This window comes from Streptomyces sp. NPDC055254, assembly GCF_053606025.1.
Map to the genome: position 1 here is coordinate 7,024 of NZ_JBSGQV010000006.1, position 18,589 is coordinate 25,612.

Annotated in this window: 10 protein-coding genes and 2 tRNA genes; 6 read left to right on the plus strand and 6 right to left on the minus strand. The window is 75.0% G+C overall.

Annotated elements, in window-relative coordinates; genetic code table 11:
• The first annotated feature begins 255 nt into the window (after positions 1-255).
• On the plus strand, positions 256-2,220 hold the full coding sequence (locus tag ACWFQ8_RS08370) for a sigma-70 family RNA polymerase sigma factor (protein ID WP_453785423.1): 1,965 nt from the start codon (positions 256-258) through the stop codon (positions 2,218-2,220).
• A gap of 201 nt (positions 2,221-2,421) precedes the next feature.
• Here the strand turns inward: ACWFQ8_RS08370 and ACWFQ8_RS08375 are convergent, their stop codons facing one another.
• The gene (locus ACWFQ8_RS08375) at positions 2,422-4,668 is read right to left on the minus strand and encodes an asparagine synthase-related protein (protein WP_453785424.1); all 2,247 of its coding nucleotides are present in this window, start codon (positions 4,666-4,668) and stop codon (positions 2,422-2,424) included.
• Positions 4,669-5,299: 631 nt separating this feature from the next.
• Here ACWFQ8_RS08375 and ACWFQ8_RS08380 point away from each other — a divergent pair.
• From ACWFQ8_RS08380 to ACWFQ8_RS08395, 4 genes are all read left to right on the plus strand, one after another.
• The gene (locus tag ACWFQ8_RS08380) at positions 5,300-6,991 is read left to right on the plus strand and encodes a sporulation protein (RefSeq protein WP_453785425.1); all 1,692 of its coding nucleotides are present in this window, start codon (positions 5,300-5,302) and stop codon (positions 6,989-6,991) included.
• 27 nt (positions 6,992-7,018) lie between these two features.
• The gene (lhgO, locus tag ACWFQ8_RS08385) at positions 7,019-8,251 is read left to right on the plus strand and encodes an L-2-hydroxyglutarate oxidase (protein ID WP_453785426.1); all 1,233 of its coding nucleotides are present in this window, start codon (positions 7,019-7,021) and stop codon (positions 8,249-8,251) included.
• 160 nt (positions 8,252-8,411) lie between these two features.
• On the plus strand, positions 8,412-9,158 hold the full coding sequence (gene trmB / locus ACWFQ8_RS08390; protein WP_453785660.1) for a tRNA (guanosine(46)-N7)-methyltransferase TrmB: 747 nt from the start codon (positions 8,412-8,414) through the stop codon (positions 9,156-9,158).
• A gap of 43 nt (positions 9,159-9,201) precedes the next feature.
• Positions 9,202-10,584, plus strand: a complete 1,383-nt coding sequence (locus ACWFQ8_RS08395; protein WP_453785427.1) for a PrsW family intramembrane metalloprotease — start codon at positions 9,202-9,204, stop codon at positions 10,582-10,584.
• 14 nt (positions 10,585-10,598) lie between these two features.
• Here ACWFQ8_RS08395 and ACWFQ8_RS08400 read toward each other — a convergent pair whose 3' ends face one another.
• From ACWFQ8_RS08400 to ACWFQ8_RS08410, 3 genes are all read right to left on the minus strand, one after another.
• Positions 10,599-11,648 carry a M23 family metallopeptidase gene (locus ACWFQ8_RS08400; protein WP_453785428.1) on the minus strand — a complete coding sequence of 350 codons (1,050 nt, stop codon included), beginning with the start codon at positions 11,646-11,648 and terminating at the stop codon, positions 10,599-10,601.
• Positions 11,649-11,939: 291 nt separating this feature from the next.
• On the minus strand, positions 11,940-13,226 hold the full coding sequence (locus ACWFQ8_RS08405) for a PP2C family protein-serine/threonine phosphatase (RefSeq protein WP_453785661.1): 1,287 nt from the start codon (positions 13,224-13,226) through the stop codon (positions 11,940-11,942).
• Between the two features lie 223 nt (positions 13,227-13,449).
• Positions 13,450-13,523, minus strand: a tRNA-Met gene (locus ACWFQ8_RS08410).
• Between the two features lie 312 nt (positions 13,524-13,835).
• Here ACWFQ8_RS08410 and ACWFQ8_RS08415 point away from each other — a divergent pair.
• Positions 13,836-15,128 (plus strand): hypothetical protein, encoded by a 1,293-nt coding sequence (locus tag ACWFQ8_RS08415; protein ID WP_453785429.1) that lies wholly within the window; start codon positions 13,836-13,838, stop codon positions 15,126-15,128.
• A 93-nt stretch (positions 15,129-15,221) separates the two neighbouring features.
• Here ACWFQ8_RS08415 and ACWFQ8_RS08420 read toward each other — a convergent pair.
• Positions 15,222-15,294 (minus strand) — tRNA-Lys (locus ACWFQ8_RS08420).
• 260 nt (positions 15,295-15,554) lie between these two features.
• Positions 15,555-17,951 (minus strand): DEAD/DEAH box helicase, encoded by a 2,397-nt coding sequence (locus ACWFQ8_RS08425; RefSeq protein ID WP_453785430.1) that lies wholly within the window; start codon positions 17,949-17,951, stop codon positions 15,555-15,557.
• Between the last annotated feature and the right edge of the window lie 638 nt (positions 17,952-18,589).

Here is an 18,589-nt window from a genome sequence, read left to right on the forward strand (position 1 = left end):
CGCGGGGGGGGGGGGGGGGGGGGGGGGGGGGGGGGGGGGGGGGCGGGGGGGGGGGGCCCCCCCGGGGGGGGGGGGGGGGGGGGGGGGGGGCCGCCCCCCCCCCCCCCCCCCCCCCCCACGACCGGTCCGTAGCACGGCGGTTCGCCGAAGTGTGCCCGGACGGGTGGATGGCGCGCGGAGCGGGCAGGAGCGGGACCGCCGTGTGACACGCTGGATCGGTGTACCGGTCGAGTGTGTCCTGCGGGGGCTGCCGCGATGAGCGTTGACGGGCGGGAAGAGCCACTCGGTAATTCCGGCGAGGTCGGGGCGGGCAGTCCGCCCGCCCGGCAGGTTCCGGCCCAGCGCGAGCGGGGCGGGCGCCACGCCGCCGGCGGTATCGGCGGTGAGCTGCCGCCGTCCGACGGGGACTTGGTCGCCCGGATGCGGGGCGGCGACGACGCGGCGTACGAGGAGCTGTTCCGTCGGCACTCCGACGCCGTACGGCGCTACGCGCGGACCTGCTGCCGGGACGGACACACCGCCGACGACCTGACCGCCGAGGTGTTCGCGCGGACCCTGCAAGCGGTGCGCGGCGGGGCCGGGCCGGACCAGTCGGTGCGCGCCTACCTGCTGACCACCGTGCGCAGGGTCGCCGCCGCGTGGGCCCGAACGGCCCGGCGCGAGCAACTGGTCGAGGACTTCGCCGTCTTCGCGGAGCAGGCGGCCACGGCATCGGAGGGCGGCGGAGCGCTGTCCGGCCTGTCCGGGCAGCCGGGGGCCGACACGCTCGACCTGGGCGCGGACGTACGGGCGATGCACGAGGCGGAGCAGTCGCTGGCCATGCGGGCCTTCCGCAGCCTGCCCGAGCGGTGGCAGGCCGTGCTGTGGCACACCACCGTCGAGGAGTCGTCTCCCAGCGCGATCGCGCCGCTGTTCGGGCTGAGCGCCAACGCGACCGCGGTGCTCGCCGGTCGGGCCCGGGAGGGGCTCAAGCAGGCGTACTTGCAGGCCCATGTCAGCTCGGCGCTGAGCGAGGGCGGCGATTGCGCCCGGTACGCGGACCGGCTCGGCGCCTACGCGCGCGGCGGGCTGCGGACGCGGGCGGAGCGCGGGCTGCGCAAGCACCTGGAGGAGTGCGCGAAGTGCCGGCTGGCCGCCGGGGAGCTCAAGGACGTCAACGCGGGGATCCCCGCGCTGCTTCCGGTCGCGGTCATCGGGTGGATCGCCGCCGGGTACGCGGTCAAGGCGGCCGGAGTGGTCGCCGGAGGGGCCGTCGCCGCGGGGGGCGCGGGCGCCGCGGCGGCCGCGTCCGGCGGGGCGGGTGCCGCCGGAACGGCCGGGGCCGCGGGGGGCGCCGCCGGAGGCGCGGGATCGGGGGCCGGCGGGGCCGTGGTGTCCGAGGGGCTCGGGCTGCCCGCCAAGGCCGCCCTGGCGGCCGGCATCGCGGTGGCCACGGCCGCCGGGGTGGTGTTCGCGCTGGCCGGCGAGGACGCCGAACCGCGGGCCGGGGTGAAGCCGGCGCCCGGCGCCGCGGCGCCGGTGGTGCCGCAGGCGCCCGCACCGACCCCGGTCGCACCGACCCCGGTCGAGCCGAGTCCGGCGGACGAGGAGCCGCCGCCCGCGCGGGCCTTCGCACCGCCGCGCGCCACGCCGTCCGCGCCGCGCCCGACCTCCTCCGCTCCCGCGCCGCCGTCCTCGGCGCCGCCGCGGTCGGCTTCCCCTTCGCGCCCCGCCCCGCCTTCGCCGTCGCCCGGTCGGGAGAGGCCGGGCCCGACCCCGGTCAGACCGTCGCCGCCCCGGCCCGTGGACGGGTTCCGGCTGGCGGTGCTCGGGCAGTCGGCGTACGGGGACCACACCGGCCCGGAGGTGCAGACCTGGCGCAGCGGCTGGGTGTGGCAGCGGTGGGGGCTGAAGGTGGGCGACCGGCGGTTCGAGCACGGGATCACCGTGAGCTCCCGTTCCTCCGTGGAGATCGCCCTCAACCGGCAGTGCGCTTCCTTCTCGGCGCGGGCCGGGGTGGACGGGCTGTCGGTGTTCACCGACGGCTCGGTGCGGTTCTCCGTGTACGCGGACGGGGAGCGGCTGTGGCAGTCCGACGCCCTGGGGTACGGGGATCCGGCGGCGGCCGTACGGGTTCCGCTGACCGGGCGCCGAACGCTGCGGCTGGTGGTGGAGAAGGCCGGGAACGGGGGACTGCCGACGCTGGCGAGCTGGGCCGATGCGGTGATCGGCTGCCGCTGAGGGGTCGGTGCCGTCCCCGTCCCCGGCGGGGCTTCGGGGTCCGGAGCGGGGTCGACGGCCTGCCGGGGGGCTGCGGGGCAGGCCGGGGACGGGGGTGGTGCGGGGCGGGTCCCGGGCGGAGGTGGTCCGAGGCGGAGGTGGTGCGGGGCAAGTTCCGGGCGGTTCTTGGGGCCGGAGCCGGGCTGGGGCTCGATGCCCGGGTCAGGACAGCGCCGGGCGGTGGACGGGAACTCCCGTCGGTACCGCGCGGCGGCGGGCGGTGGAGGTGCCCGTCCAGCAGGTGCCGCGCCGGGCCAGGAGGCGCTGGAGCCACAGTTCCATGGAGACGAGTTCGGCCAGGCCGTCCAGCGGGACCGGGCGGCCGTCCGCCGCGTCGAGCAGGGCCTGCTGCACGACCCGGGCGTCGATCAGCCCGGCGTCGGCGAGGAGCGGCGCGGTGAAGAGGGACAGCAGCTCGGTCAGGGCCCCTCGCAACCCCAGCCGGACGGCGGTCTCGTTCGGAGTGTGGGCCGTGGCACCCCAGCCCGGCGGGAGTTCGCGTACGCCGGCCGAGGACAGGACGCTGCGCAGGATCGCGGCCCGCGCCCCGGGCTGGACGCGCAGGGATTCGGGGAGCGCGCGGGCGGCCCGTACGACCTGGTTGTCCAGGAACGGGGCGTGCAGGCGCTGGCTGCGGACCTCCACCGCCTGCTCGAAGACCCGGTGGTCGGCCGCGTGGCGGGCGAGCAGCGAGCGGGCGCGGGCCTCGCCGGGACGCAGCGACAGGGGCGGGCGGCCGGCGGCCGCGGTGAGGCGGATCGATACCTCCGCCAGCGCCTCCCCCGTCAGCCAGCCGGCGGCCGGACCGGGGCGGGACCAGGCCAGCGCGGCCAGCGAGGCGTCGACCGGTCCGTATCCGCGCTCGGCGAAGCCGCCCTCGCGCAGCCGGGCGGCGGCCGCCTCCATGCCCGCGCGGTACGAGGTACGGGCGAGGCGGCGGGCGGCGGAGTACACGGTGAGCGGGACCAGCAGGGACTGGCCTTCGGCCGAGGCCGAACGGGCCAGGGCGGCCACCGGGCGCAGCAGGTGGCGGCGGCGGCGGTCCATCAGGAGGTCGGCCATGCGGGCGGGGTGGGCGTCGAGGACCTGGCGGGCGCCGTGGCCGGTGAAGTGGTCGGCCGAACCGGCGGCCAGCCGGCGGCGCTCGCGGGCGGCGAAGACCAGGGAGGGGCCGGGTTCGTCGGTCAGCGGGCCGTCGAGATCGGCGTACGGCAGGGCCTCCTCGGAGGCGGCCACCACGACGTGGTGCAGCCGGGGATCGGCGGCGATGGCCCGGGCGCGTTCCAGTTCGGGCTCGCGGCCCTGCGGGGTGGCCAGGTCGTTGAAGGTGACGGCCAGCAGCCGGGCGCCGACCGGGCTCAGGACCGTGCCCGGAGCTCCGGGCAGGCCGGCCGCCAGCAGCGCCAGCGTCGCGGAGGCACTGCCTCCGGAGAGGTCGGCGCCGACCCCCGGGGCCGGGGCGCCGCGGGCGGCGCGCCGGTCGGCGGGGCCCATCCCGGGCACGGGGCCGGGATCGTACGGCGGCGGCGCGTCGGGAGCATGCCGGGGCGCCGTGAGCCGGGCGCGCACCGCGTCCACCAGTGCTTCGCGTACGCCCTCCACCGCGCGCTCGGGATCGGCCGCGGGCGCGGCCACGGCGAGGGAGGCGACGGGCTCGTAGCCGGTGATCTCGCGGGAGCCCTCGCGCAGGATCAGCGCGTGGCCGGGCGGGATGCGCCGGACGCCGGCGTACGGTGTGCCGTCGCCCAGTGCTTCCGGGCTGTCGGGGCAGGCCAGCACGGCGGCGAGGTGGCCGATGTCGAGCTGGGCCTCGATGAGGTCGGCGAGCGGGAGGGCGGCGGTGGCGTACGCGGTGCCGCTCGCCCAGGGCGTGTAGAACACGGGCCGGGCGCCCGCGAGGTCGCCGACGACGGTGATCCGGCGGCCGGCCTGGACGACGGCGGTGTAGCTGCCGGACCACTGGGTCAGGTGGCGCAGCGCCCCGCCGCGGGCGGCGTAGAGGGCCCGGCGCAGTTCGGCGTCGGTCGCTCCGCAGCAGCCGAGGACCGCGAGCCGGGTGAAGGGGTCCGCCGGGTCGGCGGTGAGCATGCGGATCTCGTCGGGGCGCCAGTCGCCGACGGCCCACAGGGGGTCGGGGTCGCCCCACAGCAGCTGGGCGCCGACGGGGTGGACGGTGCGCTCGGCGTCCTGGCCGGGATCGTCCGGGTGGGCGGCGTCCGCGATGCCGCCGCGCAGGGGGGAGCCGGGGGCGTAGGGGTCGTGGCCGTACGCGTCGGAGCCGTACCCGCCGGATCCGGGTCCGCCCTGGCCGGAGCTCTGCGCGAAGGCGTGCCCGGGGTCTCGGCCGGAGACGCGGCCGACCGTGCCGAAGCTCGCGGCGATACTGCTCCACCCCACCAACCAGCGCACCGCCGCCTCCCCAGCCTGTGGGCACATGACCGGGGCACGGGCAGCACGGACGGCGCTGAGGGCGCGGTCGGCGGGACCCCGGGTGGCTCGGGTCCATGCTGCCACGGGACAGGCGTGCGAGAGTGGTTAAAGGGGGCGCACATGCAAACGAACACGCCCCGACCACGCGGTATTTGGCGTTCCGTTCCTCCCGCCCCATAGGTCGCTTTCAGCCATTCTTCGGCCGTCCTGGGGGCCGATGCGTGCCACCGGCGCTCCCGTGGGCGGGCGCGGTCCGGGAGGCTGAATCCGCCCCCCGGACCGTTCCGCCACCCGCGGGGATTGAGGCAGCGGCATCCCCCGGCCCGCTCGATCCGCGCAGCGGGCCGACCCACGCACCGCACATCGAATCGCCGGGCCCCCGGGTCGGCCAGAGCGCACGGGCGGGCGCACGGCCACACGGACGGAGCACGCGATGACACGTGCGCCCCGGGGGCGGCCCCGAGCCCGACTGTGCAAACGGACAACAATCCCGCCATACGGAAGTCGGGGCCTTAACGCTTGGGAGGCGGGGAACTACGCTGGGTTTACGAAATGCCGGGCGCCTATGCCCCGGCGGCGTCTGCGTTCCGCGTGTGACGAGGGGTGGCGCATGTCCAGGGAGCTCCGCGAGCCCAATGAGAAGCTCGGCGCCGTCCTCGCCCTCGCGGGCATCAGCAACGCCGGGCTGGCCCGGCGGGTCAACGACCTCGGCGCGCAGCGCGGCCTGACGCTTCGGTACGACAAGACGTCGGTGGCGCGGTGGGTGTCGAAGGGGATGGTGCCGCAGGGCGCCGCCCCGCATCTGATCGCCGCCGCGATCGGCGCGAAGCTCGGGCGGCCGGTGCCGCTGCACGAGATCGGGCTGGCGGACGCGGATCCCGCGCCCGAGGTCGGCCTGGCCTTCCCGCGCGACGTGGGGGCGGCGGTCCGTTCGGCCACCGACCTCTACCGGCTCGACCTCGCCGGGCGGCGCGGCGGTGGCGGGATCTGGCAGTCGTTGGCGGGGTCCTTCTCCGTTTCCGCCTACGCCACGCCCGCCTCGCGCTGGCTGATATCTCCCGCCGACGGTTCGGTGGCGCGCGAGCCGGCGGGCACCGTGCAGCGGGCTCCGGCCCCGGCAGGGCAGCGGGTCCCGGCGCCCCAGAGCCCGACGACGAAGGGCTTAGCCTCGCTGGGCCCCGTCCCCCGGGTCCTTCCCGGGCCGGACGCGGCGCCGGCGGCGGGAGCCCGTACGCCGGGCACGGGCACGGGCACGGTCACAGGCACAGGCACAGGCACGGGCACGGCGGCGAGCCCGGCCGCGGGACCGGCGAGCGGCCCGACGGCACCGCCGTCCACCGTTGTCCCCGCCCGGCCGGGCCCCGAAACGCCGCACGAGCACGCGCAGCGCGTGGGCCACAGCGACGTGGCGAAGCTGCGCGAGGCCGCGGAGGACGCGCGCCGCTGGGACTCCAAGTACGGCGGCGGGGACTGGCGTTCGTCGATGGTCCCCGAGTGCCTGCGGGTGGACGCGGCGCCGCTGCTGCTCGGCTCGTACAGCGACGAGGTCGGCCGCGCCCTGTTCGGCGCGACCGCCGAACTGACCCGGCTCGCCGGGTGGATGGCCTTCGACACCGGCCAGCAGGAGGCCGCCCAGCGCTACTACATCCAGGCGCTGCGGCTCGCCCGCGCGGCTGCCGACGTGCCGCTCGGCGGGTACGTACTGGCCTCGATGTCCCTCCAGGCTACTTACCGCGACTTCCCGGACGAGGGCGTGGACCTCGCCCAGGCGGCCGTCGAGCGCAATCGGGGCCTGGCGACCGCCCGCACCATGAGCTTCTTCCGGCTCGTCGAGGCCCGGGCACACGCCAAGGCGGGCGATTCCGCGGCCGCCGGGGCGGCGCTGCGGGCCTCCGAGGGCTGGCTGGAGCGGTCCCGGGACGGCGACCCGGATCCGACCTGGCTCGGTTTCTACTCGTACGACCGTTTCGCGGCGGATGCGGCGGAATGCTACCGGGACCTCAAACTCCCCCGGCAGGTGCGGCGCTTCACCGAGCAGGCCCTGTCGCGCCCCACCGAGGAGTACGTGCGCTCGCACGGGCTGCGGCTGGTGGTGAGCGCGGTCGCCGAGCTGGAGTCGGGCAACCTCGACGCGGCGTGCGCTGCGGGCACCCGGGCGGTGGAGGTCGCGGGGCGGATCTCCTCGGCGCGGACGACCGAGTACGTACGGGACCTGCTGCACCGCCTGGAACCGTACGGGGACGAGCCGCGCGTGGCGGAGCTGCGCGAGCGGGCCCGCCCCCTGCTGGTGGCTCCGGCGTAACCCCGTGGCCTCTCTGTCGGTGGCGGGGTGCAGTATGCAGGGGTGGGAGGTGTCGGCGTGGGCGGTGGCGTGGACTGCGATGTGCTGGTGATCGGCGGCGGGATCGTCGGCCTGTCGACGGCGCACGCGCTGTCGCGCCTGGCTCCGGGGACCCGGGTGATCGTCCTGGAGAAGGAGAGCGGCCCGGCCCGCCACCAGACCGGCCGCAACAGCGGGGTGATCCACAGCGGGATCTACTACCGGCCGGGGTCGCTGAAAGCCCGTTTCGCGGTGCGCGGCGCCGCGGAGATGGTCAAGTTCTGCACGGAGCACGGGATCGCGCACGAGGTGACGGGCAAGCTGATCGTCGCCACCGAGCGCTCCGAGCTGCCCCGGCTGCACGCCCTGGTCCAGCGCGGCCGGGAGAACGGCATCCCCGTGCGCGAGCTCGGTCCGGCCCAGATCTCGGAGTACGAGCCCGAGGTGCGCGGGTTGGCCGCCATCCACGTCGGCACCACCGGGATCGTCGACTACGGCACGGTCACCGCCCAGCTCGCGGAGTCCTCGGGCGCGGAGATCGTCTACGGCGGCGCGGTGGACCTGATCTCCCGGCGCCCCTCGGCGGTGGCGGTCCGCACCGCGTCCGGGCTGGTCGTCAGGGCGCGGGTCCTGGTGAACTGCGCAGGGCTCCAGTGCGACCGGATCGCCCGCCTGGCCGGGGACGACCCGGGGATGCGGATCATCCCGTTCCGCGGCGAGTACTACGACCTGGCCCGGCCCGAACTGGTCCGCGGCCTGGTCTACCCGGTCCCGGACCCGGCGTTCCCCTTCCTGGGCGTCCACCTGACCCGGGGCATCGGCGGCGGGGTCCACGTCGGCCCCAACGCGGTCCCCGCGCTGGCCCGCGAGGGCTACGACTGGGCCACGGTCCGCCCCCGGGACATCGCCTCCGAGCTGGCCTGGCCGGGATCCTGGCGGATGGCCGCACGGCACTGGCGGTACGGGGCGGGGGAGATCCACCGCTCGCTGTCGCGGCAGGCCTTCACCCGGGCGGTACGGCGCCTGCTGCCGGCCGTCACCGCCGCCGACCTGCGGCCCGCCGCGGCCGGGGTCCGGGCGCAGGCGGTCCTGCGGGACGGGACCCTGGTGGACGACTTCCTGATCCGGGAGGCCCACCGGACGGTGCACGTCCTGAACGCCCCGTCGCCGGCGGCGACCGCCTCCCTGCCGATCGGACGGGAGATCGCCTCCCGAGCCCTGCGCACCCTCGGCTCCACCTGACCGGCCCGCGGATCCGGAGGCCGCCCCTGACCTCCGCCGGGCGTCCCGCCGCAGGCCGGGGCAGTCGGTGCCGTCGTAGAATCAGCGCATTGTGTCTGAGTCCCTGAACCCCCAGCCGCCCCGCCTTCCGGATGCCGCCGCGCCGGAGGCGAACGCGTACGTGCCGCCCAAGTGGCGGACCGAACCCCGCTTCCCCGACGGTCCCTCGCCGGACCCGGCCGGCTCGCACCACGAGCGGCGGATCCGCAGCTTCCAGCCCCGGCGCAGCCGGGTCACCACCGGTCAGGGCGAGGCCCTCAAGCGGCTGTGGGGCACCTGGGGTCTGGACATCGACGGTCACCACGTCATCGACCTCAAGGCCCTCTTCGACGGCCTCCCCGTCGTCCTGGAGATCGGCTTCGGCATGGGCGAGGCCACCGCCCAGATGGCCGCCGACGACCCGGGCACCGGAATCCTCGCCGTCGACGTCCACACCCCCGGCCAGGGCAATCTGCTCGCCCTCGCCGAACGCGGCGGACTGGACAACGTCCGGGTGGCGAACGGCGACGCGATCATCCTGCTCCGCGAGATGCTGCCGCCCGCCTCGCTGGCCGGCATCCGCGTGTACTTCCCGGACCCCTGGCCCAAGGCCCGCCACCACAAGCGGCGGCTGATCCAGCCCGAGTTCCTCACCCTGGCCGCCACCCGCCTGGCCCCCGGGGCCGTGCTGCACTGCGCGACCGACTGGGAGCCGTACGCCGAGCAGATGCTCGAAGTCCTCACCGCCCACCCCGACTTCGAGAACACGCGGCCCGACGGCGGCTACGCGCCGCGCCCCGACTTCCGGCCGCTGACCCGCTTCGAGGGCCAGGGGCTGGACAAGGGCCACGTCGTACACGACTTGCTCTTCCGCCGCACGGAGAACTGACAACGTCACCGCGCGTGTCAGACCGGCTCGGTAGGGTCATCATGTGTTCCGAGCGCTGCCCCGCGTGCTCGCACGCCCGTCGGGCGCGGTCCGTACGTGCGTGCTCGTCGCCCTGCTCGCCGTCACCGGTGTCGCGATCCTCGAACTCGTGCGGGAGCAGACCGGCACTCCCGGTTTCCTCGTCGGTCTCGGCCTGGCCCTGCTGCCGGTGGCGCCGCTCATGGCGGCCTTCCGGTGGCTGGGCCGGGCCGCGCCCTGCCCGTGGGCGCAGTTGTGGTTCTGCTTCGGCTGGGGCGCCTGCACGGCGGCGCTGATCGCCATACTGGCCAACAGCTTCGCCACCGAGTGGATAGCCGCGGCCACCGCGGACCCCTCGAACGCGGACCAGCTCGGTTCGGTCGCGATCGCCCCCGTGGTCGAGGAGAGTGCCAAGGCCGCGGCGCTGCTGCTGGTGTGCGTGTTCCGAAGGGACCACTTCACCGGCCCCGCCGACGGCTTGGTGGTGGCCGGCTTCACCGCCACCGGCTTCGCCTTCACCGAGAACATCCTCTACCTCGGCAACGCCTTCGGCGAGGACCTCGCGGAGGGCACGGGCGTCCTGGATTCCCTGACGGCCGCGACCTTCTTCGTGCGGATCGTGCTGTCGCCGTTCGCCCACCCGCTGTTCACGGTGCTCACCGGCCTCGGCTTCGGGGCGGCCGTGCTCAGCGCCCGCCGTACCGGGCGGATCGGCCTGCCGGTGCTCGGGCTGGCGCTCGCCATGGGCATGCACGCGCTGTGGAACAGCGCCTCGCGGTTCGGTGAGTACGGGTTCTACGTGGTCTACGGCAGCGTGATGGTCCCGGCGTTCGGGCTGCTGGTGTGGTCGGCGGTGTGGATACGGCGCCGTCGGCTGCGGACCGTCGCCGGGGAACTGGCGGTGTACGCGGCCGCCGGCTGGCTCGGACCGGCCGAGGTCCCTGCCCTGGCGTCCGTGCCGGCCCGTTCGCTGGCCCGCGCACTGGCCCGGCGCAGCGGCGGCCGGGCGGCGGCCCGGGCGGTGGCCCGCTACGAGGCGGACGCCGCCGCCCTGGCGCTGCTGCGGAACCGGGCCCGGCGCGGCGGATCGCGACGGGTGCCCGATTTCGCCGGACGGGAACGGGAGTTGCTGCGCCGGCTCTGGCTGCGCCGGGCGACGGCGGGTCCCGCGCTGGCCCGGGCCGCCGTCATGGAGGACCTGCTCCCCCCGTGGTTCGACCCGCTGGACCGGCCGGCGCTGCCGTCCGCGGCCGGCGCACTGGCCGGCGTACCGGCTCCCCGGAAGCACACGGAGAGGGCGGAGCGCCCGGAGGGCACGGAGGTCACGGACCCCCCGGGCCCGGCGGACCCTTCTCACCCGGCGGACCTCGACCGCTCCCCGGCCCGCCACCCCGCCCTCAGGGCCTGAGGACGGGCCGGGCGTCAGACGCTGAGCCCCTTGGAGTTGAGCCAGGCCATCGGGTCCATCGTCGAGCCGCCCTTGCGCACTTCGAGGTGGAGGTGGGGCCCGGTCACGTTGCCGGTGGCGCCGACGCGCCCGATGGTGTCGCCCGCGCCGACCGGCCCGGAGGTCACCGACATCGAGGACAGGTGGCAGTACCAGATCTCCGTACCGTCCTCCAGTTCCAGCACGATCCGGTAGCCGTACGCACCGGACCACCCGGCGGAGGTGATCTTCCCGGCGGCGACGGCCTTGACCGGGGTGCCGGTCGGGGCGGCGAAGTCGAGGCCGGTGTGGCTCCCGGAGGACCACATGGAGCCGGAGGCGCCGTAGCGGGAGGTGAGGGTGTAGGCGGAGGTCGGCAGGAAGTACTTCCCGGCCGAGGCGGCCGCGCGCTCCCGCGCCGCCTCGGCCTCGGCGGCCTTGCGGGCCTCCTCGGCCTCCTGCGCCTCCTTCGCCGCGGCTTCCGCCGCCGCTGCCTCGGCCGCCTTGCGCGCCGCCTCCTGCTTCGCCTTGGCCTCTTGCGCGGCGGCCTCCCGCGCGGCCCGCTCGGTCTCTTCCCGGACCGCCGCGTCGGCGGCCTCCTGCTGGGACTCGGCCTGCTGGAGGATCCGGCTGCGCAGTACCTCGCCGGCGTCGGCGCGCCGGTCCGACTGCTGCGGAATGATTCCGCTCCGGGCGCCCGTCGCGGCCGTCCCGCCGGAGCCTCCGTCGTCCTGGAGCGCTCTGCCCCCGGCCCCTTCGCCGCCGCCCGTGAAGTCGCCGGACATCAGGTCGGGCAGGGAGGGCATGGATATCGCGACCTGCGGCCGGTCCTGGGCGGTGGCGATACCGCTCGCGCCGACCGCCGCGATGACGCCGACGCCGAGCACGGTCGAGCTGCGGGCAAGTCCCCCGCGCTGCTTGGCCACCCGGTGCTTGCCGCGGACCGGACGAACCGAGTCCTCGGTGGGGTTCCACTCGCCCCAGGCGCCCGCGGTCGGCGGTTCCTGGATCTCGGTGCCTTCAGGGGCAGGCAAGTTGGAGGCCACCGGGGCACACTCCTCATTGACGCGCACGCACACGGCGCCGTCTCTGGCGACGGCTGGGACGACCGCGCTGCGTTATCGAAAGGTAATAGACACGGGGGAGTGATTCCAAGCTGTTGCGATTGATCGTTAACACCAATCGGCCACGCCCTGATGAGTCATGGCCTGGACTTTTCTCGTAGAACCCGACCAACTCGGGCAAAAATTAAGCGACACCCTTACTTCTTCGGCCACGCAGGCCTATTGACGACCTGTCATTACTCTTGCACAGCGCACCCTTTCGCTCACCCACCGTCACAGGCCGTCGGTGCGGCGCACCATCGGCACCGTCAGCCGGCGCTCCGGCCGGCCCTGCCCCGGCCGGCCCTGCCCCGGCCGGCCCACCGCGAGGAGCGCCATGTCGTCCGCGGCTCCCCCGCCCGTGTGCCGGCGCACGTCGCCGCTGAGGGCGCCGAGCAGCGCCTGCGGCCCGGGGAAGATCCGCCCGCGCAGCCGGGTCGCCGGATCGTAGAAGGTGCCCCGCACGTCCCGGGCCTCGGTCAGCCCGTCCGTGTACAGCAGCAGCGTGGCCCCCGCCGGAAAGTCCCACTCCTCGACCCGGTCCGGCCAGCCGCCCAGCTCCGCCATGCCCAGCGGAAGGGCCGGCTGCGCCGGGGCGAGCACCGCCAGCCCGCCGTCCGCGTGCAGCAGCAGCGGCTCCGGGTGGCCCCGGTTGAGCAGCCGCAGCAGGTCGCCCCGCGGCGGGACCTCGCCGAGCACGCACGTCGTGAACCCCTCCACGGCGTCCAGGCTGTCGCGCCGCATGCCCTCCCGGGCCAGCGCGCGCTCCAGCCGCTGCGCCACCCCCTCCAGCGTCGGCTCGGTGTCCGCGGCCTCCCGGAAGGCGCCGAGCACCACCGCGACGGCCTCCACCGCCCCGAGCCCCTTGCCCCGTACGTCGCCCACCGCCAGCCGGACCCCGAACGGGGTCTCCTGGACCGCGTACAGGTCCCCGCCGATGAAGGCGTCGGCCTGGGCGGCCTCGTAGCGGGCGGAGACCCGCAGGCCCCCGATCCGCTCGGCGGGCGTCGGCAGCACCGCCCGTTGCGCGGCCTCGGCGATGCCGCGGGCGGAGGCGAGCCGCTCCCCGCTGCGCCGCACGACCCGGTTGATCAGCAGGGCCAGGGCGGAGACGGTCATCACCGTGGTCAACTCGGTCAGCGCCTCCGCCTTCGCACTGGTGCCGTGCAGGACGTGCAGCAGGAACACCGTGAGCGAGGCCAGCGCGCCGGTCAGGGCCGTGGCGCGGAAGGAGAACTGCGGGGCGGCGATGAGCGGGGCGGCCGAGAAGAACGGGGATCCGGTGAAGCTGGGTGGCGTCACCAGGTCGAAGACCAGGCCGAGACCGATCAGTGCGGCCGGCAGCCGCCGGACCACGTGCCGCGCCACCGCGCTTCCGGCGCCGGCCGTACGCCCGTTGCCGTCCGTGCGCCCGTTGCCGTCCCCACGCCCATTGCCGTCCCCACGCCCATTGCCGTCCGTACGCCGGTTGCCGTCCGTACGCCCGCCGCCCGCGGGCCCGTTGCCGCCCTGCCGCCCCAGCCCCGCCACGCCGCTCTCCTGCCGCCCGGTCCCTCCCACGGATGCGCATCCGCCGCTTCGCCCCTCAAGGCTGACGGAACGGGCCGCCCCGGGGCGACCCGGCAACGGCCGATCGGGTGACGGCGCGTGAGGTGGGCCCGTGGAGGGCGAGTGCCCAGCCGTGAGGGAGGCGGAGCACGACGAAGGCCCGGTTCCTCAAGAGGAACCGGGCCTTCGTACTGAGTAGCGGGGGCAGGATTTGAACCTACGACCTCTGGGTTATGAGCCCAGCGAGCTACCGAGCTGCTCCACCCCGCGTCGGTAAACACAACTGTACGCCATCCGGACGGAAGCCCCCGCCAATGAGCCGCCCCACCCCACCCCGAGAGCACATCACACCAGGTCAGAGCCACAAAAACCGGACCGAAGCCAGCCCGTTCCGCCCCCGTGGCAACCATGATCGTCTCTGTTGCGCGGCGGTGACACCGCGGGAATCATTCCGGGATCACCCACGGGCGATGATTCACCTGTCGCCGCAGCCGGGGGAACACGAACCGGCGGGCGCCACCATCCGCACCGACCGGCCCGGCGCTCTGCCGTTGCCCTTGTGATTCCTGGGGGGAGTCCACCATGTCCGTTCGCACCGCAGCCGCCGTCGCAGTCGTCGCCGGCGTCGTCACCACTCTGCTTCCGCTGTCGGCCACCAGCGCGGCCGCCGCGCCGGCCACCGACGGCCACGCGTTCCTGCGTACGGAGATGAGCACCCCCGTCCCGAACGGGCCGCTGACCCGCGGCGGCGCCACCCAGACCTTCGACCTGACGGTGAACAACCCCACGGACCGGGCCCTCACCTACAAGCCGTGGATGCTCGTGGACACGACCGGTCCGAGCCCGCTGGAGGAGAAGGACATCGTCTACGAGGTCGACGCGGTGAACGCGCCGGCGACGACGTACTCGGTCGGCGGGCAGGACGGCGGGTGGCAGGGCCACTTCTACCCGGCGCAGGCCGCCGACGAGGACCAGCGGGGCTTCGACATCCCCGCCAAGGGCAAGATGTCCTGGAAGATCACTGTCGGCCTCGGTGCGAACTACCCGACGAACAACGGCGACTTCAGCTTCACCGCCGGCAGCTACAACAACTCGGTCGCCCCCGACGGCGACGACTCCCACGTCTTCGAGGTCGGCCCGCGGATCAAGGCGGGCACCCTGAAGACCTGGTTCACCCAGGGCCCCGGCGACATGGGCGGCCAGGAGCGCCGCGCCTACCAGAACCTGAACTGGCAGGCCACGGGCGACGGCGCGTTCGACAAGCCGCTCGCGCCCACCGTGACCGTGTCGCACCCGGGCACGGAGGACGCCGACTTCCGCGTCCAGGGCAACTTCGACGGCAGCTGGCGCGACCTTCCCCTCGACGACGGCCGCGTACGGCTGCCCGAGATCCCTGGGGGCTTCGGCGCGGCCAAGGGGGTCCGGACCGCGGAACTGCGCGTCTCCCTCGGCAACAAGACGCAGTTGAAGAAGAGGACGACCGTCACGCTGACCGCCGACGTCTCCCTCGCCCACGGCAACACCTGGCCGATCGTCACCGAGGACGTCAGCTTCCCGCTGGTCCCCTCCGCCGACCCGGAGCCGTCCACCGCGCCGTCCACCCCGCCGTCCACCGCCCCGACCTCCCCCTCGGCGGCGGCGACCACGAAGGCCCCGTCCGTCCCGGCCGTGCGCCCGGCCGCGGCCACCTCCTCGGCCGCCGCCGCGGGCACCGCGCCGGCGGGGACCACCAACGGTTCGGCCAGCGGTTCCCTCGCCTCGACGGGCTCCGACTCGGCCACGGGACGGTACGCCGTCCTCGGAGCGGCCCTGGTCGTGATCGGCGCGGCGGCCGCCTGGATCGGCTCCCGCCGCCGCCGCGGCGCGACCGCCTGATCCGTCCCGCAACGGCGAAGGGCCCCACCCGATTCCTCGGGTGGGGCCCTTCGTGTGCAGGCCAGGAGGGTCACCCCCGCCGGCTGCGAGCGGTAGGCCATGTCGGACTCGAACCGACAACCAACGGATTAAAAGTCCGCTGCTCTGCCAATTGAGCTAATGGCCCTCCATGCGCTCACCCCAGAGCATAGCCGCAGAGCGCCCGTCAGCCGATCGGGTATCGGCCGAGCGGCCTGTCGGCGTGTGATCGGGGGACCGTCAGATCTCGGCCATCGGTGGCAGACACCCCGTACGGAGCCCGGAACCCCGCCGTCGGCCCGGTAACTCACGCGGCGTCAGCTTCCCGGCCACGGAGTGGGGCGCATGCGGAAGGGCCCCCGCGACCGGAGTCGCGGGGGCCCTTCCGATGGTGCGGTTCAGCCGGGATCAGCCGTTGCGCTTCCAGCGCGGCTTGTCGTCACGACGGCCGCCGAAGGAACCGGTGGAACCGGAGCCCGACGGGCGGTGGTCGTCGCGGCGGCCGTACGGACGGTCGCCGGCGCCGGCGCCGGCGGGGCGGAAGCCACCGGAGGGTCGGTCGTCGCGACGGAAGCCACCGGACGGACGGTCGCCACCGGAGGGGCGGTCGTCGCGACGGAAGCCGCCGGACGGACGGTCGCCACCGGAGCGGAAGCCACCGGAGGGACGGTCGTCGCGGTTGAAGCCACCGGAGGGGCGGTCGTCACGGCGGAAGCCACCGGACGGACGGTCGCCACCGCGGTCGTCGCGGTTGAAGCCACCGGAGGGGCGGTCGTCGCGACGGAAGCCGCCGGACGGACGGTCGCCACCCGAGCGGAAACCACCGGACGGACGGTCGCCACCGCGGTCGTCACGGTTGAAGCCACCCGACGGGCGGTCGTCGCGACGGAAGCCACCGGACGGACGGTCGCCACCCGAGCGGAAACCACCGGACGGACGGTCGTCGCGACGGAAGCCACCGGACGGACGGTCGCCACCCGAGCGGAAACCACCGGACGGACGGTCGCCACCGCGGTCGTCACGGTTGAAGCCACCGGACGGACGGCCGCCGCGGTCGCCGCGGTCGTCACGGCGGAAGCCGCCGCGGTCACCACCGCGGTCGCCACCGCGGTTGTCGCGACGCTCGAAGTTGCCCCGGTCGTCGCGCTGGGCGCGCTGCTCCTCGCGGCGCTCCTGCGCGGCCAGTTCGGCGGCAGCGGCAGCGGCGGCAGCCGCGACCTCGGCCTCGGCGGCTTCGGCCACCTCGGCGACAGCGGCCTCCGGGTCCTCGCCGCGCTCACGGGCGGAGCGGGCGACCAGGCGGTCGGCCTCCTCGCGGAGCTCGACGGCACGGCGCGACAGGCGCTCCAGCTGCTTGGTGAGCTCGGCGACCTCGCGCTCGGCCTGCTTGGCGGCGTTGTTCGCGGAGTCGGCCTGGACCTCGGTCAGCGAACGCGCACCGGTGATCTCGGCGACCTCCGGGTCGAAGGCGCCGACGCCCTGGACGATGTGGCGCGTGGCGTCGACGCCCGCGTCCTCCATCAGGCGGAAGATCTGGCGGCGCTGGTGCGGCAGGGCGAGGGAGACCACGACACCCGACTTGCCGGCACGGGCGGTACGGCCCGAGCGGTGCAGGTAGTCCTTGTGGTCACCGGCCGGGTCCACGTTCAGGACCAGGTCGATGCCGTCGACGTGGATGCCTCGGGCGGCGACGTCGGTGGCGACGAGCGCGTTGACGTAGCCCTCCTTGAAGTCCGCGAGGACGCGGGTACGGGCGCCCTGGGTCATGCCGCCGTGCAGCGCGTCGGCCTTCACGCCGGACTCGACGAGCTGCTCGGCGATGCGGTCGGCGCCCAGCTGGGTGCGGACGAAGATGATCGTGCGGCCCTTGCGGGCGGCGATGGCGGCCGTGACCGGCGCCTTGTCCTTCGGCTTCACGACGAGGACGTGGTGCGTCATGGTCGTGACGTTGCCCTGCGCGCTGTCGACCTCGTGCGTGACCGGGTTGGTCAGGTAGCGCTTGACCAGGGTGCCGATCTCGTTCTCCATGGTGGCGGAGAAGAGCATGCGCTGGCCGCCGCCGGGGATCTGGTCGAGCAGCTCGGTGACCTCGGGCAGGAAGCCCAGGTCGGACATCTGGTCGGCCTCGTCGAGGACCGCGACCTGGACGTTCGCCAGGGAGCAGGCGCCGCGGTTGATGATGTCGCGCAGACGGCCCGGGGTGGCGACGAGGACGTCGACACCGCGCTCCAGGGCGAAGATCTGGTTGCTCATGGAGGTACCGCCGCAGACGACCTTCATCTTCAGGCCGAGGACGTCGCCGTAGGGCTGGAGGGCGTCCGCGACCTGCATCGCGAGCTCACGCGTCGGCGTCAGGATGATGGCGCGGGGCTTCTTCTTCTCGGTGTGCCCGCCGGCCAGGGAGGCCAGGGTCGGGAGACCGAAGGAGAGGGTCTTGCCGGAGCCGGTGCGACCGCGGCCGAGGATGTCCTTGCCGGCCAGGGCGTCCGGGATGGTCGCGGCCTGGATCGGGAAGGGGGCGGTGACGCCGTTCTGCGCGAGCTTGCGCACGATGCCCTCGGGCAGACCCAGGTCGCCGAAGGTCAGCGTGGGCTCGGCGTCGTCGTCCGCGGCGGCGTCCGCGTCGAAGTCGGGGGCGGAGTCCTCGAAGGACTCGTCGGTGTTCACGTCGGCCTCAAGGGCCTCGATGATCTCGTCGGCCTCTGCGGCCTCGATGGCCTCGGTGACCACGAGGGCCTCGGCGTCGACGATCTCGTTGGAGTCGTTCTCGGGCATGACGGAACGGTCAGAACTGGAAATGGACATGCGAAATGCGAAACCTTCCGGAGTCTCGGCACGCGCCCAAACTCCGTGAATCGCAAATCGACCGCCTCAATGCGGTCAGCCACGGCTAGGGAGAGTACGCGCCACGCGGCGCTCTTCGGATTCGGCGCCGGGCAATGGGATCAAACGATCTATAACCATACGCACCCTCCCCCGGGTCTGGCAAGTCGCTCTCGGAAGAACCTTCTGACCTGCGAAGATGCCGCGCACCACGGGCGAGGGCGAGGGCGGAGGAGGGCCCGGGCGAGCGCCCCGGCCTAGGGCTGCGGCTCCGGTTGGGTGGTCGGTTCGGGCTGCGGGCTGACCGGCGGCGGCGTGGGTTCCGTCACAGGTGGGATCGTGACGGTCGGCTGCGGATCCGGCGGCGGGGAATGGTGCCCGCCACCCGGGCCGGCCGCACCGCCGGAGCTCCCGGATCCGCCCGCGCCCGACCCGCCGGAGGGGGGTACCTGGTGGCCCTGGCCGCCGGCGCCGCCGGCAGGTCCCGCCGAGGGCGAGGGGGCCCCGGGCCGTGGGCTCGGCTCTCCCGGGCTGGGGGTCGCCCCGGTCGCGCCGGAGGCCCTGCCGTCCTCCTTCGGCCTGCCGTCCTGGGTCCCCGTACCGTCCTTGGCGCCCTGCCC